Below are 16,226 nucleotides of genomic sequence, written 5' to 3' on the forward strand. Positions count from 1 at the left end.
CCATTCTAAATTTAATAAAACAAAACTATGAAAAAAAATCGAGAATTTCGATCTTTAAGAGATCGTATTTTGCTCAAAAAGCGAGCGTGTTTGAGCTTGTTCCTTGGGGTGATTTTCTTCTTTCCCGTTTACGCTCAGGATAAACAGCCTTTGGTTTCAGTCTCGGTGGAACAGCAGACCGTGATCGAGATTTTTAAACTACTGGAACGACAGGTGGTTTATAAATTTATGTATCACGATGCGGATATATTGAAATTGGGGCGCAAGAGTTTGAATTTGAAAAAAGTGCCATTACGTGTCGCGTTGGATTCTTGTGTCAGGGGAAACCAGATTGCTTATGAGTTCGTGGGGGATCAGATCGTGTTTAAACGGGAAGCCGAAAAAACGAGGTTGGTAAAGGGAACCATTAAAAGTGTCCAAGGTGATTTGTTACCGGGTGTGACTGTCTTGTTGAAAGGTACTTCCACGGGGGTAACGACTGATTCCAAGGGACAGTTTATCTTATCGGTTCCTCCTTCAAATTCTATTGTTTTGCAGTTCTCTTTCGTGGGAATGAAGGGAAAGGAAGTGAAGGTAACGAACAACCAACCGTTGTCGGTGGTCTTGGAAGAGGATAATGAGAAGTTGGATGAGGTTGTTGTAACCGGGTATCAGAATGTGCGTTCCCGTGATATGGTGGGGTCTTATTCGAAAGTTAACGCGGCGGATATCATGATGCCGGCTTACACGTCTATCGACCAGATGTTGCAGGGGAAAATAGCCGGATTGATGGTGATGAACACGAGTTCCCGCATGGGGACGAGTCCGGAGATACGCATTCGCGGGACTTCCACGATTTTGGGAAACAAGGCTCCGCTGTGGGTTGTTGACGGTGTGATTCAGCCTGACCCGATTCCTTTTGATCGGAATGATGCCATGACGGAAGATCTTAAGAATATTGTCGGCAGTCAGATTTCATGGTTGAACCCGGCGGATATAGAGACGATCACGGTATTGAAAGACGCTTCCGCCACGGCAATTTACGGCTCAAAAGCTTCCAACGGTGTGATCGTGATTACCACTAAACGAGGATTTAACGAGAGTAGGAGTATCAAGTACTCGATGAATCTTTCTTTCCGGAGACGTCCCACTTACGGACTGTTTAATTTGATGGATTCCAAAGAGAGAATCCAATTTACACGAGAGGTATTTGATGCCGGGGGAAGTTATGATGCGTCATATCCTCCTATCAAGCAACTGGATACCTACGAGGGGCTGTATCGTATGTATATGGATCAGGATATTTTCAAGGATGATTTCGTGACGGAACTGGCAAAATTGGAAACGACAAATACGGATTGGTTGGATCTTTTGACTAGAAATGCCGTGAGTCACAATCATAATTTGAGTATATCGGGTGGCTCGGAAAAGATCACGTATAGCGCCTCGGTTTCTTATGCCAACAATAAGGGCGTGGAGTTGAAGAATAGTCAGGAACAAATGAGCGGACGCTTGAATTTGGGGGTGAAATTGCACCCGAAATTACGGGTAGATTTGACCTTGATAGGATCGCTGGATAAGGTGAACGGGTACGGTCCCGGAGTAAATCCGATGAGTTACGCTACTTCTACGAGTCGGGCGATACGGGCTTATGACGATGAAGGAGACCGTTTGTTTTACCAATTACCCGCTAGTTACCAGTATCGTACGGGTATAACCCCACTGAAATATAATATTCTAAACGAGATTGACAACACGTATTCCCGTTCGAAGACAACACGGGTTAATGCTACGATAGACTTGAACTGGGATATTCTTTCTTGGTTGAAATATCAATTGGTTGCCGGAGTTTCCAAGGATGAGAAGAATGGAGAGTCATACGCGGGAGAGCGTTCATATTATGTCGCGGGTAAATATCGCGGTTATGACTACGGGGCAGCGATAAAGGGAGATCCAGATTATGCTGCTGCCGTGTTGCCCTTTGGTGGTGAATTTTTTACCTCGAACGCATCAACACATAATTATAACGTGCAAAATAAATTATTGGTCGATAAGACGTTTAAGGAAGAGCATCGCTTGAACGTCATGTTAGGATTTGAAGTCCGGTCGACCGCGAACAAAAGTCTGCAGAACAAGGTTTGGGGATACGTGCCCGACCGGGGGAAAAAAGTGATTAGTCCTACTTTGCCGAGCGAATTTGTTTCACAGAGTCCCTCTCGACTGGAAGAGTTCAGTGTCTACAAAGATTTGTATAGCGGGGCTTGGAGGCATACCACGGGTACGGATAATTTCTTGTCTTATTTTGCCACGTTGGTATATTCTTATAGAGATCGTTACGTGTTGAATGCCAGTATCCGGAATGACGAGTCGAATCGTTTCGGACAAGACGTGAACAAGCGTTTTGACCCGTCTTATTCTGTGGGATTGTCGTGGGATGTGTCAGAAGAAGAACTTGTCAGGAGGTGTCTTCCGTGGTTGGATCAGTTAAGATTTAGAGTGTCTTACGGTATACAGGGAAACGTGGTGGAAACTATTAGTCCGGATATTATCGTGGCACAACAGGGTGTTGTCGAGCCTTTTGCGACGTACGGAGTTTCTATCGCCAGTTTGCCGAATCCCGATCTGAGTTGGGAAAGTACGAAAACGTGGAACGTGGGAATGGATTTGCAATTCCTGAAATGGGTAACCATGTGTCTGGAATATTACAGGCGAGCTTCAGATGCGATTATATACCAGCCGATACCAAAGGAATACGGGGTGCCGGATATGGCGTTGAACGGGGGAAGAGTTTATAATCATGGGGTTGAGTTCACGATGAATATTACTCCCGTGCGCACGAAAGATTTTGGCTGGACGATCGGTTTGAATACATCCAAGAATTGGAATAAAGCGAAGCGAATTGATTCCGGGATGACATCAGTGGATGCTTTTCTGAACGGTGTCAGTGATCGGGTATTGAAGAAAGGATATCCGTTGTCTGCTTTCTGGTCTTTCTCTTTTAAGGGATTGGACCCGGAAAACGGCATGCCTCAGTTTAACTTGATGGATGTGGAGGCTGGAAATGATATTGATCCGACCTCGTTTTTGGTTTATTCCGGGGAAAGTGAACCGTATTTCACGGGAGGTTTGAACACCCGGTTGCGCTTTAAAGATTTTACGATAGGCGGAGATTTCTCTCTCTTGCTGGGAGCGAAGAGACGTTTGCCGAATTTGTACCCGAATCAGGAGCGTCTTCCAAGTCCTTACGCTAATATGGACAAGGATTTGCTTAAACGATGGAAACAACCGGGTGACGAGGAACGCACGGATATCCCGGCTTATTATTCCGGTGGAGTTAGTTCGTGGATGAATTTGCCTAACGGAAGGCAGTTTTCGCTATACGAGATGTGGAGGCAATCTGATATTCGAGTTGTGAACGCTTCCTTCTTGCGTTGTAATCAGCTTTCGTTGACGTGGAATATGAACGAGGATTGGTGTAAGAAACTTGGGATATTGAATTTGTCGGTTAATCTGGTAATGAATAACGCATTCGTGATCGCGAGCAAGCGTTTGAACGGTTTCGATCCTGAGTTAGATAATAGTATTATGCCCAAGACGTATTCTTTAGGTTTTAGCGTGGGATTTTAAATGAATTGAGATTATGAAAAGTAAATTGTTATATTTATCTCTGTTGATCTGGCTTTTATTTTCGTGTAGCGATTTTTTGGAGCCCAAATCAGAGAACGAGTTCGTGCCGACAAAAGTATCTTCACTGGAAGAATTACTGACGTTTGAAACTTACAGTGCCAGTTTTGGGTTGTATGGATTACTCCCGATGTTTGAAGACGATATTGCACAAAACCCTAAATTTAATTCAGACGAGGATTACTTGGGAATGTCTTCCGGGGCTATATTTGCCGCTTACACGTGGCAATCGAATATGTATGATGAATTTGATAAAGAGTACGTGGGTGATTACGATATATGGACGGTAGCGTATGAGGCGATTCTAGGAACGAATGCCGTGCTGGATTATATTGACGGGGTGGAAGGAACGGAGAAAGAGAAAAATAGTGTGATCGCCCAAGCATGTGCTTTGAGAGCTTACTATTATTTTTATCTCGTGAATTGTTTCGGGTTGCCTTATAATTATGACAAAAATGCACCCGGGGTTCCTTTGAAGTTGACAGCCGGTGTAAAGAATTCGAGTATGCCAAGGAATACGGTGGGAGAGGTATATGAACAGGTGTTGAAAGATTTGCTAAGAGCCGAGAAACTTTATTTGGCGATGTCAACGGAGGAACAATGGAAACCGGATTACAAAGTAAGTCTGCCTTTCGTACAATTGCTATTATCCCGGGTTTATTTGTACATGGAAGAATGGCAAAAGGCTTCGGACTATGCGGGAAAGGTGATTGGGAATCCCGTTTTTCGATTGGTCACGTTGGATGAATTTCCTCCCAATGCGGAAGAATATGAGATTCAAGAGTATTACGTGATGCATAATTATAAGTGTCCGGAAGCTATTTGGGTGTATTCAAGGTTAGGTGATATATGTAAGTTTATAAATACAATTCAATTTACCGAGTATTATGAACTGGTTGGGGTGATGCGTACTTCTCAAGATCTTTTTGATTCATACTCGATGATGGATAAGCGAGGTGCTCAATACTTGGTTCAAGAGTATTCCGGACCTTGGAAGAAACCTTATGGAAAATTCGCAATAGATGATGGTTATAATCCTACTTCCGGGTATGGAAATAGTGATTATAACGCCAGAAGTTTCCGGTTATCGGAAGCCTATCTGAATCAGGCGGAGGCAGAAGCCATGTTATATAAATTGGAAAATTCGGGCGAACATAAGACGAAAGCAATGGAACTGTTGAATACATTGCGACAGAATCGTTTGCCTGTCGGTGCCGAATTGGGAGAGCCGGCCACGTCTGATCGGTTGGTTCAGATGGCCCGGAATGAACGGCGTCGGGAATTGTGTTTCGAGGGACACCGTTGGTTCGATTTGCGTCGTTACGGGATGCCGGAGATTAAACACGTGTGGTACACGGATGCCACGAATAGCGTGACTTACACGCTCCGGGAAAAGGATCCCGCTTACGTGCTGCCGATACCCACGGACGTATTGTTACTTAATAAAGAATTGGTACAAAATCCGTTGGCCCCGGAGAGGAATGATTGATGTATGTTGTACTTTTTAAGAGAAAGATTATGAAACAAAGAAATTGTATATTGCAGATGTGGAAGTTAGCCATAGTGGGATGTCTCTTTTTCATGGTAGGTTGTGACGATGAGAAAGCCTTGGAAGCCACGCCTTACACGGAGGAAATGCCTTTCGAATTTCCACAAGGGAAAAACCAGTGGGATCGGGAGATTCAGAAAATTCAAGAGGATATGGGGGTTTATATCGTGTACAAGGATTTTCAGACAAAGGATTTGAACCGGGGATGGGTTATTCCCCGTCCTCAAGATATATTTGTCGGGGAAGGATTGACAGATGCTCAGGTACCTTTCTATTTTAATTTCGTGAGGGATAACTTGTTCCGTTTTCTCAATAAGGATTTTGTCCGTCCTATTTTACCTAAGTATTTTTACCTTGTGAATGATTTACACGTGGAGAGTAACAAGGAGAGAAAATATGACGTGTCGGATAAATTTGACGGCTTGGATTTCTGGGCAATTAGCTTCACGGACGAGAAGATTGAAAAACTAAAAGATGAGGATATTAAGCAGAGAAGAAATCGTATGGTATATGCCGTTATCCTGAAAGGATTGGAAGATGGTTTTGTTGCTGAACCGGCGGGTTTTACGGATGGAGTGGATTATCGTAAAGCGTTGAGTTATTACCCCACGAATGCCGATTATTTTTTGAACCGAGGGTTCGTGCATTACGTGAAAGAGGATTTTACCGTGGAGAGTCCGATTAATGATATCGGAGTACTCACGAATAAGAATGCTGATTTTTTGTGCTATGTGCGGCAGATTCTGTTCGAGACGCCGGAGAAATTCAAAGCAAAATATCCTCAAGCAGATTACGCATTAATCAATCGTCGCTATCAGATGGTGTTGAATCATTTTAAAAAGAATTACCATTTGGATTTGAGTGCTATCGCGTTGGGAGAACCCGTTGAATGATATGTTGTTTTTATGGTAGAGGAATATAAAAAAATGGTTATGAAAACGAGTATGTTTTTATGGGGAGTAGGGGTGCTGATTTTGTTCGTGTTCGGGTGCAGCAAAGACAATTCAGGCGATCCTGTCACTTCCCGGGAAGTCTTAAACGTTTCCGACACGGTGATTTATTTGAGTGCGGATGCGGGAGAAAAGGTGATATCCCTGACCTCTGACCAAGCATGGCAGATTACCGGGATAGGTGATTGGTGTAGTGTCAAGCCGGAACGAGGAGAGGTGGGGACAATGGAAGTACTCGTGAAATCGAAATTTTACGAGGAGTATGACGATCGTGAAATGGAGTTAATCGTGAAAGCGGGATTGGTCGAACAGAAAATAAAAGTAGTACAGAAAAGTAAGAAAGCGATTATTCTTAGTCCTAACCGGCAAAATATATCTGCCGGGGGGGGCAGGTTCTCCGTGGAATTAAAGAGTAGCGTGAAACACGAGGTATATATAGCCCCGGAATACTCGTGGATTACAGAAATACAATCTAGGGCTCTGGTTACCGCAACTTTGACATTCAATGTGGCAAAGAATACCGGTGGAGACCGGAAAGGAAACATTGTCATAAAAGATACGGAAAGTAGTTTGGCGGATACGATTGTTGTTTTTCAGGTCGGGATACCGGCTTTTCAAGATCGGAATATTTTGATCGCATTATATGAAGCGACCGGGGGAATGGAATGGACAAATCATACGAATTGGACAACGGATGCTCCCACGAGCGAGTGGTACGGGATAACGACCGATCGGGAAGGGCGGGTTATTGGGATCGAGTTGCCCGATAATGATTTGAAAGGTGTGTTACCTGCTGATTTGAATGGTTTATCTGAATTGCAGCGATTCGTGTTAAATGGTAATCAACTGTCCGGTAAATTTCCGGAAGAGTTGAGGTTACATGCTAATTGGCAGAATTGGGACGCTTTCATGAATATATACCCGCAACAGGAAGGATACGGTTTCACGGTAGAAGACGGAGAAGTGGAAACTTATCAGTTAGCGACACGAGGTCTGGGAATTAATTTGGTATTTATGGGGGATGGTTACGTGCAGTCTGATGTAGTCGTCGGTGGTAAATATGAACAGGATATAACGGAAGCGATTCGGTTGTTTTTTGCGATAGAACCTTATAAATCTTATCGTGATTATTTTAACGTGCATGTGGTGACGGCAGTATCAAACGAACGTGGAATAACAGTAGGGAGTAAGGTGAAAGATACGAAATTTGGTACGATGTTCGTGGGACTTGTGGGAGCCGATATGAGAACTAATAGTGACGATTGTTTTGCTTATGCCAAGAAAGCGCCTATTCCTAATTTAAGTTCGACAACGATTGTGTTGGTTGCCAATAGCGGACGCTACGGTGGAACTACGTTGAATTGGGATGACGGGTCATGTATTGCAATTTGTCCGGTATCGACCTTGCCTGCGCCTCAGGATTTTCGGGCGATCGTGCAACACGAGGCGGGAGGTCATGCTTTTGCCAAGTTGGATGAAGAATATGTCAATAATCCTGCTGCTATCTCTGGTTTGGCACTGGACAATTTTCAAAAGCAAGTAAGAAACGGTTTTTATGCTAACGTGGACCTCACGAATGATTTATCTAAAGTGAAGTGGGCTCATTTTATCGGGTTGGAAAAATATGCAGATGTGTCTGCTTTTGAGGGGGGAAGCTGTTTCCTGTATGGTGTTTGGCGTCCGGAAAATAATAGTTGTATGCGGGATGCTTCTGCTTACTATAACGCTCCTAGCCGGGAAGCCATTGTTAAAAGGATTATGACTTTGGCAGGGGAAACGTATAGTTTTGATGAGTTCGTGGAAAAAGATATTATCGAAAAACCGTATGCCCGTTCCCGGGTTTACGTGGAGCAAATTCAACCTTTTGAGCCATTGGGAAGAATGGTTTTATTGGAAGGAGCTCCGTAGTGATGATTCTCTTCTTTCTTGTGTTTGTGTAAAAAAAGAGTGCCCCGAAAGGGGCACTTGCTTTTGAATGAATATTTTCTTATTTATCCAACGCCTTCTTTATCTGCCGTTTTGCCAGCGTCAGCGGGGCTAGAGAACAAGGACCGTTCACGCAACCGCCGTCACAAGCCATGACTTCCACGAATTGGGCTTCGGGTTTCTTCGGCATCATTTTCAGCAAGGTTTGGTTCTTTTTATCTAATCCTTCGATCGAGAGGGTGGTATAACCGTTACCTACCGCTTGAACGATAGCGTCACGAACACCTCCGGCTTGGGCGTATCCGCGGGCGTATTTCGTTACTTCCGGGTTTAACGGTAATTCTTCGCATTTCTCTACATCAATGTCGTAAGCGACCATAAACGCACCGAGTTCCTCGAAACTCATCACGTAATCCACTTCCGGAACGTACATTTCTGCCTCGTAGCGCTTTGCCAGACAGGGACCAATAAATACAACGTCAGCGTCAGGATATTGTTCTTTTACGCGTCGGGCAGCGTATACCATGGGACTACGGGTGTCCGAAACGAACGGTTTCACCATGGGAGCGTGTTTGTCTACCCAGCCCACGTATGCCGGGCAGCATGAGGTGGTCATGAAAGGTTTGCCCTCGTGCATGCGTTCCATGAATTCGGCAGCCTCGTTGCGGGAAGTGTCTTCCGCACCAAGAGCTACTTCAACTACTTCGTCGAATCCGATAGCTTTAATGGCTGCAAGAATCTGTCCCGGGGTAGCGTTAAACTGCCCATAGATAGCCGGGGCAGGTATGGCAATAATCTTTTTATCCGGGTTCGTGATGCCTTTGTACACGTCGATGATTTTGGAGCGTTCCATGATGGCACCGTACGGGCAGGTTTGCATACACTTTCCGCAATAGATACATTTATCTTTGTCAATATGTTCCGTGCCGTCTTCTCCTTTGGAGATTGCTTTTACCGGACATACTTCCTCGCAAGGTACGGGAGTGTACACGATTGCGTGGTAGGGGCACACTTTGGAGCAAAGTCCGCAGCTCACGCAGTCTTCCTGTGTGATAGATGCTTTGCCGCCTTTGAAGGAGATGGCTGCTTTCGGGCAGTTCATCAAACAAGGACGTCCCTCGCACCCCCGGCACATGTTGGTCACGAAATACTGTGATTGCATACACGCGCTACAAGCTTCGTGTACCACGGAAAGAATATTCTCTTTCGTGTTCTTGTTGTCCAAGGCTTTCTGCGCGAATTCAGCTAACGGGATTAAGTCGATTTCCTCGTCCGTGATCTCGAAACCCAAAATTGAAATAATCTTGTGTTTCAAGATATAACGATCCTTATGCACGCAGCATTTTATCGGTCGCTTATTTTTTGGACGCATTTCCACCGGGATGTACTTCACGCCGTCTACTAAATTCTTTTCTTTTAAAAGTTTTACAATTCTAATCAGTAGCTCACGTTTCGTGAGCATTGCAAAATTGTCATACAACATCTCTAAGTTCCTCTTTTATAATTCGTATTAAACTATTTTTACTAACGCCGGCGACTCGTTTGCCGTTTATCTCTATAAACGGGGGTGCTTCTTCGCCTTTACTGCACCCGAGGCATGGAGAATAGCTAACGTTCAGATGTTCGGTGATATTCTGGGGAAGAGATTCAATAACATCTCTCAATTCAGCGCCGCCCATAACATAACACATGGTGCCTACGCATATTTTTAAATTTACTTTTTCCATAATGTGAGCCAGTTTTTGAATTTTGCCCCTAAATATACATAATCTCTACATCTTTCAGATACTTTGTCTCCAATAAAAATTTTATTTTTTTGACCACGTTTCTCCGGATCTCTAATTCTACAGGTAGATTGGGATCTTGGTGCGCCGTGTTGATACGGGTTCCCACGAGTAGCGTGATCTTATCGCTATTCAACAACATTTTTACCACCATTTCGGCCGGTCCGGCTTCACGGCGTTTGTCTATATCCCCGGCGGTCAGGATGCGTTCCACTTTCCCGAGCGTGAGGATACCTTCCGTGACCAAATCAATTCCTTCCATTTTGGAAATGGGAGGGAGTTCCTTGTCCACGATATTCATATCTACTTCCATGCTTGCCCCTAGTTCCCGTGAAAGGATGGTAGCTGTCGTTCCCCCGCAGAGAATTTTCTTACCTTGAAATTCCCGTACCCGGTTGGCAAGGTATTTGTCATTTTTCTCGTCGTAGGGAGGACCTGTACATACAAGTAGGTTCCGGGGTTTCCGCATGTAGATGACACAACAACTCGTGTCGTCTTTCAGTGAATACCCGTCGTTTTTTTCTGCCTGACTCACGATTTTATGCGCGAGTTCCTTGGCTGATATATCATTATAGTGTTCTATTAAACCGGCAACATAATCTTTAACGCCGTCTTCCCACCCGAAAGGCATTTTGTGGGAACCCATTCCGGATTGCGAGACTCCGTCACTGAAGAAGATGATTCGATCCTCTTTTTCCAGTGTAAATTCGGAAATCCACAGGCATGTGTTTTCTAAATCTTCGCGTTCCACGGGGATCTTTTCCTTGTGTATGTTCACGAATGAGCCGTTACGGTAAAGGTAGTACGAGGGAGTCTCGTACTCGATGATCTTCACGCTTCCGAAACAGTCGATATCACAGATACAGAACGTGGAGTAACTGATCTTGCGCACCATATCCTTGGGCAAGGTGTTCATGATAGAAGTCGAAGTACGCAGGATGCTTTCGTTCATGGCGGTGAAATTCATGGCCATGGTAGCGGTCATCGTGGATAGCACGCAGGCTTTGATCCCGCTGCCCAACCCGTCGGACAACACGCTGATTACGCGTCCTTCGCCTTTTAACTTCTGCGACATGAAACAATCCCCGCAAACAACATTGCCTGCTTTGTTCTTCTGGAAGAAGTCAACCTCGATGAAATTACCGTTATTTCTCAAAACAAATGAAATTAAAGTGGTTTCTTGTCATCCTTTTTGTAAGCATCCATAACGGTACGTAGCATGGCATCGGTAAATGCCGCGTTTTCTCCCAGTAAGCAAGCCACTTGTTGAACGGTCTCCATGTGTTTCTTGATTACTTCCTGAGTTTTTTCAAGCATCCATTCCTTGCGCACGTAAGGTTCCCGCAGGTCTTGCAGTAACCCGAATACCAAATGATGAGGTTGTATATTGTAAATTGAAATAATCCACGTGTGATCTTCTTCACGCACTTGCCGCTCGATAATTTCTTTGCCGGTTGTCAACACGGCACGGAACAAGTCTTCGAAGGAACAGATGTTTTTCAACGGAACTCCGTTCAATCCGGGGGTAACCTCGTATATGGCGGCTATGTCTTCGCCCATGATCGTGGCACAGGATTGATTCATATCCATGATCTTCAACTCCGAGTTGACCAATACCACACCGGCGGGTATCTTTTGCAGGAGAACCGTCGCTTTATCGTGCGCGATTTTCCGCATATAGGATACGCACATGTTTTCCTCGGCTCTTCCTTCCAGCATGGCGATGGCGAAATCCCGGCAAGAGTCGTACCCGCAACCGCTGCAATTCAATTCGTCTTCCGGTCCGGTTTTCCCGACTACTGCCATGGCTTGTTTAATTTCCTCTTCCGTGTAGATATGGTCTTGGATATGCGGGTCCTTGCAGAATAGTATCTGAAGGTCTATATCTTTAAAATCATCCTTGGGATTGCCCAGTTCCGATTGATGTATAATCTCGTATCTTTTTAACGCCGGGGAAATATGGCTTAATTTTGCGGGACCGTTGATACAACCGCCTTTGCATGCCAATAGTTCTAGAAATATGGAATCGTTTTCCCGGTGTGTGTCCAGAGATTTCAGCACGTCTTTTACCGTCGATAATTCGGAAAAGGCCATGTTGTGTATTTGTTTTCCCCCTTCATGCAAGCCTTTCAACATTCCGCCCTCGATAGGATAGTACGCGCCCAATCCCGAACGATAAGGGATAAAATGCGCGTTCGGTTGTCCCGGTGCGATTTGATGAAGGTTTATTTCGGTCTGCTCGAACCATTTCTTTAAATCCTTGAACGTGATCACCACGTCGATCAAGTGATTGAACGTGTCTGCCTCCAGTTTCTTGCAGATGCAGGGACCGGCGAACACGATCTTGACATCATCCCCGTATAATTGTTTCAATATTTTGGCATGAGCCAGCATCGGGGAAATGATCGGCGTAATGTTATGCACGTGTTCCGGCGAGTATTTCCGGATATATTCCACCACGACCGGGCAGGCTGAAGAGATATAAACTCCGTTTTCCGCTTCTTGCAGGAATTTGTCCGTCCGGTCTGAAACGATTTCCGCCCCGAGTGCGGTTTCCGACACGTCGGCAAATCCTAATCTTTTGATAGCGGCAATCAACACGCTGGAATGGATTCCCTCGAATTCGCTCACGTACGAGGGGGCGAGGGAGAGCAATACTTTCGGGTTTTGCGCCAATGTCAGTTTCGCCCGGGTCAGTCCGTCGCGAATCTTTTTAGCTCCGGTTGGGCATATCTGCGTGCAATGTCCGCAATAGATACAACGGTCTTCTATAATGGAGGCTTGGTTGTTTTCCATTCGGATTGCTTTCACGGGACATTCCCGTATGCACTTGTAACAATCCTGACAATTGTCCGATTCCGTGTAGATAGGTCTTAGTTGCATGGGAACTCTTCTTGTAAGATTTTATATAAACGAGAGAGATTCACTTCTTCGTACACTTTATCATCAATCCGAATAATCGGACCTTTGCTGCACAATTCTTCACACAAATGTCCACAAAAATCGATCTCTGCTTCCAAGTTGTTTTCACTCAGGTATTTCTTGATTGCCCCGAGGTTCGTGTTATTTCCCCGGGAGAAGCAGGAACTTCCTAAACAGATTCTGATTTGGCGCTTTGACATACTTGTACTTCTTCGATTTTCAGGTTGATACTTTCTGCGTTGCAAAAATAAGACATTTATCGCAATAAACCCAAGTAAATTGCAACTTTAATATTATTTGCCGTTTTTTGCTTTCAATTTGTAAGTGAAATAAAGATTTTGGTATAAAAAAACCGCCTCGACCGAGGCGGTTTTTTCTATATAGTAAAATAGTACTATTTTTTCTCTTCTGATTTCTTCCCGAATCTTCTGCTTAAGTCGAAAGAGATCGGAGTCGCGATAAACAGTGACGAGTATGTACCGACCACGATACCGACTAACAAGGCGAAAATGAATCCCTTGATAGATGCCCCACCGAAGATAAATATCGCTAACAACACGACGATTGTTGATAATGATGTACTGAACGTACGACGTAGCGTGGAGTTCAACGCGTCATTCACCACCTGCCCGTCATCCCGTTTCGGGTACAGTTTGCGATATTCACGGATACGGTCAAATACAACCACGGTATCGTTGATTGAGTAACCCACAACAGTCAACACGGCAGCGATAAACGCTTGGTCTACTTCCAACGAGAACGGTAACAAGCCTGCAAACAGAGAGAAGGCTCCGATTACGATAATCGTGTTATGTGCCAAACCGACAACGGCTCCGGCTCCGTATTGCCATTTGGAGAATCTCACCATGATGTAGATGAAGATACCGAGTAACGCGAACAATACCGACCAGATAGCGGCTCTCGTCATGTCTTCAGCCACGGCGGGTCCGATCTTTTGAGTCTGTTGCAAGTTCACGGAACGGAATGTTTCATAATCAGTTCCGGCAGGGAGAATATTCTGTAATCCCACGTATAATAAGGAGTCTACATTAGCGTCAACATCAGCGCCGCTTTCTTCGATCCTGTATTTAGTCGTGATTTTAACATTATTCGCTGTTCCCACTGTTTTTACCTCGGGTGCGCTTCCGTAAACTTCAGCCAATTGTTCAGCGACATCTCCAACTTGTACGTCTTGGGCGAAAGTCACGGTATAAGTTCTACCTCCGACGAAGTCGATACCTTTATCCAGACCTCTCGTGAACAGAGATACGAAACAGATGATGATAGCGATACCTGAAATCGTGTAACTGATCTTGCGTTTTTGCAAGAACGGGAATTTGGTATTTCTCAGCCAGTTCGCGGTCAACGGGGTGGTGAATGTCACCTTATCACTCTTTTGGGCGGCTCTCTCGAGAATCAAGCGGGTGATAAAGATTGCCGTGAACAGAGAAGACAAGATACCGATGATCAACGTGGTCGCGAATCCTTTGATAGGACCTTCTCCGAAATAGTACAGGATAAATCCGGTGATCAACGTGGTCAACTGACCGTCGATGATAGCGGAGTACGCGTTACTGTAACCCTCTTTGATAGCGAGTTTCAAGCCTTTGCCGGCTCTTAACTCTTCTTGGATACGTTCGTAAATCAACACGTTGGCATCAACCGCCATACCCATGGTCAACACGATACCGGCGATACCGGGCAGTGTCAACACGGCTCCGATGGATGCCAGAATACCGAACAAGAAGAACAAGTTGGCAAGCAACGCGATATCGGCAGCCAATCCGGCGCTCTTGCTATAGAAGAATAGCATGTAAGCCAATACCAGCACGAAGGCGATGATGAATGACCACATACCGGATTGAATAGCTTCTTGTCCCAAAGATGCTCCTACAACCTCGTCGGCGATGATGCGTGCGGGTGCGGGCAATTTACCGGATTTCAATATGTTGGCAAGGTCACCTGCTTCTTTCACGTCGAAACGACCGGAGATTTGAGAGCTACCGCCCTTGATTTCGTTCATCACGTTGGGTGAAGAGGCTACCACTCCGTCAATAACGATAGCGATGCTACGGTTTACATTATCTTTGGTCAAGCGAGCCCAAGTTTTGGCTCCCTCGCTGTTCATACTCATGGAAACAACCGGTTTTCCCTGTTGGTCGTAATCTTGACGGGCATCTACAACCGCGTCTCCTTCAAGAGGAGCCTTTCCGTTACGGGTTGTGATTTTAATCGCGTGCAACCCGATTAATCCCTCGGGAGTAGCTTTCATTTCCCACAACAAACGGGAGTTGCGCGGGAATAACGCTCTTACTTGCGGCATACGCAAATAAGCGTTGATTGTCCCGGTATCTTTCGCGAAAGCGTAACCGACACATGAACCGGTTCCCAAACCTTCGCGTGTCATGTTAGGTTGCAATAAAGCGAATAACGGGTGTTCTTTCGCGATATCGTTTCGGCTTAAATTTTTCAATGAATCGGCTTCACCCTTGATAGCGTCCAAGATGGCGGATTCTTTATTCTCTTCTTGTTTTACTCCCGCTTGACTCGCTGTGTCAGTCACAACCTCGGTTTTGGCTTGTGCTTGCAACACTTCAGCTAACTTCTGGTCTGCTTGGGCAAGGTAGTTGTAAAATGCTTGGTCGCCGGCATCGAATGCTCTGCCGTTATCGTATGTTTCGTAAAATTCCAATGCAGCCGTTCCTTGCAACAACTCTCTTACACGTTGCGGTTCTTTGATACCCGGCAACTCGATGATAATTCTTCCGGAAATATCTGCTTTACGGATGTTGGGTTGTGCCACACCGAAACGGTCGATACGAGTACGGAGAATATTAAACGTGTTGTCGATAGCTCCTTCCGCTTCTTTTCTAACCACGTCGAGAACTTCCTTGTTGGTCGCGCCCACTTTGATTTTTTCTCTCATCTCGTGAGTACCGAAGATTGCCGGAGAAGCTAATTGTGCTCCCGGGGCTATTTTTTCAAAAGCCTCACCGAAAAGGGTAACAAAGTCTTTCGGGCTGGAAACTCTCATTTTAACGGCTTCCTCTATCGCTTGGTTGAAAGCGGGGTCAGTACTATGGTTGGCAAGGCTTTTTACCACGTCAACCACGTCAACTTCCATGGTTACGTTCATACCGCCTTTCAAGTCCAAACCGAGGTTCAACTCTAATTCCTTACATTCCTTGTAAGTGAATTTGGCCAATCCGAGGAAATTGTAAACCGTTTGATTTGCGATTGAATCCAAATATTGCTTTTCTTTAGCCGGATCGCCGTTCGCAAATGCGCTTGCTGCTCTCTCTACCTGGTTCGTTTTATAAGTAAAAAACAACTGATAAAGACTCACCAATGCTAGTGCAACAGCGAGTAGTGTAATCGCTCCTTTATTCTGCATCTGTTAAATAATTTATAATATACTATGTTTCAATTCTT

Annotated in this window: 10 protein-coding genes; 4 read left to right on the plus strand and 6 right to left on the minus strand. The window is 45.0% G+C overall.

Going from position 1 to position 16,226, the window contains the following annotated elements:
* The first annotated feature begins 27 nt into the window (after positions 1–27).
* Genes Q5866_RS08750 through Q5866_RS08765 form a run of 4 tightly spaced genes read left to right on the plus strand, consistent with a single transcriptional unit; the run spans position 28 to position 8,070 of the window.
* Positions 28–3,606, plus strand: a complete 3,579-nt coding sequence (locus Q5866_RS08750; RefSeq protein ID WP_292269449.1) for a SusC/RagA family TonB-linked outer membrane protein — start codon at positions 28–30, stop codon at positions 3,604–3,606.
* Between the two features lie 13 nt (positions 3,607–3,619).
* Positions 3,620–5,152 carry a RagB/SusD family nutrient uptake outer membrane protein gene (locus tag Q5866_RS08755; protein WP_292269452.1) on the plus strand — a complete coding sequence of 511 codons (1,533 nt, stop codon included), beginning with the start codon at positions 3,620–3,622 and terminating at the stop codon, positions 5,150–5,152.
* Between the two features lie 29 nt (positions 5,153–5,181).
* Complete coding sequence (locus Q5866_RS08760) at positions 5,182–6,105, plus strand: hypothetical protein (RefSeq protein WP_292269455.1); 924 nt, start codon at positions 5,182–5,184, stop codon at positions 6,103–6,105.
* Positions 6,106–6,144: 39 nt separating this feature from the next.
* Complete coding sequence (locus Q5866_RS08765; RefSeq protein ID WP_292269458.1) at positions 6,145–8,070, plus strand: M64 family metallopeptidase; 1,926 nt, start codon at positions 6,145–6,147, stop codon at positions 8,068–8,070.
* A 79-nt stretch (positions 8,071–8,149) separates the two neighbouring features.
* On the opposite strand, the gene Q5866_RS08770 is transcribed toward Q5866_RS08765, so the two are convergent.
* The 6 genes from Q5866_RS08770 to secDF form a co-directional block, all read right to left on the minus strand.
* Entirely contained in the window at positions 8,150–9,571 is a 1,422-nt protein-coding gene (locus Q5866_RS08770; RefSeq protein ID WP_292269461.1) for a monomeric [FeFe] hydrogenase, read from the minus strand.
* The gene (locus Q5866_RS08775) at positions 9,561–9,815 is read right to left on the minus strand and encodes a hypothetical protein (RefSeq protein ID WP_099294295.1); all 255 of its coding nucleotides are present in this window, start codon (positions 9,813–9,815) and stop codon (positions 9,561–9,563) included. Before Q5866_RS08775 ends, Q5866_RS08770 begins: the two co-directional genes overlap by 11 nt.
* A 28-nt stretch (positions 9,816–9,843) precedes the next feature.
* Positions 9,844–11,028 (minus strand): SpoIIE family protein phosphatase, encoded by a 1,185-nt coding sequence (locus tag Q5866_RS08780; protein ID WP_099294293.1) that lies wholly within the window; start codon positions 11,026–11,028, stop codon positions 9,844–9,846.
* A gap of 11 nt (positions 11,029–11,039) precedes the next feature.
* Positions 11,040–12,755 (minus strand): [Fe-Fe] hydrogenase large subunit C-terminal domain-containing protein, encoded by a 1,716-nt coding sequence (locus tag Q5866_RS08785; protein WP_186978304.1) that lies wholly within the window; start codon positions 12,753–12,755, stop codon positions 11,040–11,042.
* Positions 12,746–12,994: a (2Fe-2S) ferredoxin domain-containing protein gene (locus Q5866_RS08790; protein ID WP_018338306.1), complete on the minus strand. Its 249-nt coding sequence runs from the start codon at positions 12,992–12,994 to the stop codon at positions 12,746–12,748. The genes Q5866_RS08785 and Q5866_RS08790 overlap by 10 nt, the downstream gene beginning before the upstream one ends.
* 194 nt (positions 12,995–13,188) lie before the next feature.
* Entirely contained in the window at positions 13,189–16,188 is a 3,000-nt protein-coding gene (gene secDF / locus Q5866_RS08795; protein ID WP_303179857.1) for a protein translocase subunit SecDF, read from the minus strand.
* Between the last annotated feature and the right edge of the window lie 38 nt (positions 16,189–16,226).

This window comes from uncultured Butyricimonas sp. (assembly GCF_959596855.1).
Taxonomy (GTDB): Bacteria; Bacteroidota; Bacteroidia; order Bacteroidales; family Marinifilaceae; genus Butyricimonas; species Butyricimonas muris.

Excerpts from the sequence above, each read along its gene's own strand:
- Q5866_RS08755 (WP_292269452.1), top strand. The coding sequence starts at position 3,620 with ATGAAAAGTAAATTGTTATATTTATCTCTGTTGATCTGGCTTTTATTT.
- Q5866_RS08750 (WP_292269449.1), top strand. The coding sequence starts at position 28 with ATGAAAAAAAATCGAGAATTTCGATCTTTAAGAGATCGTATTTTGCTC.
- Q5866_RS08790 (WP_018338306.1), bottom strand. The coding sequence starts at position 12,994 with ATGTCAAAGCGCCAAATCAGAATCTGTTTAGGAAGTTCCTGCTTCTCC.
- Q5866_RS08760 (WP_292269455.1), top strand. The coding sequence starts at position 5,182 with ATGAAACAAAGAAATTGTATATTGCAGATGTGGAAGTTAGCCATAGTG.
- Q5866_RS08765 (WP_292269458.1), top strand. The coding sequence starts at position 6,145 with ATGAAAACGAGTATGTTTTTATGGGGAGTAGGGGTGCTGATTTTGTTC.
- Q5866_RS08770 (WP_292269461.1), bottom strand. The coding sequence starts at position 9,571 with ATGTTGTATGACAATTTTGCAATGCTCACGAAACGTGAGCTACTGATT.
- Q5866_RS08775 (WP_099294295.1), bottom strand. The coding sequence starts at position 9,815 with ATGGAAAAAGTAAATTTAAAAATATGCGTAGGCACCATGTGTTATGTT.
- Q5866_RS08785 (WP_186978304.1), bottom strand. The coding sequence starts at position 12,755 with ATGCAACTAAGACCTATCTACACGGAATCGGACAATTGTCAGGATTGT.
- secDF (WP_303179857.1), bottom strand. The coding sequence starts at position 16,188 with ATGCAGAATAAAGGAGCGATTACACTACTCGCTGTTGCACTAGCATTG.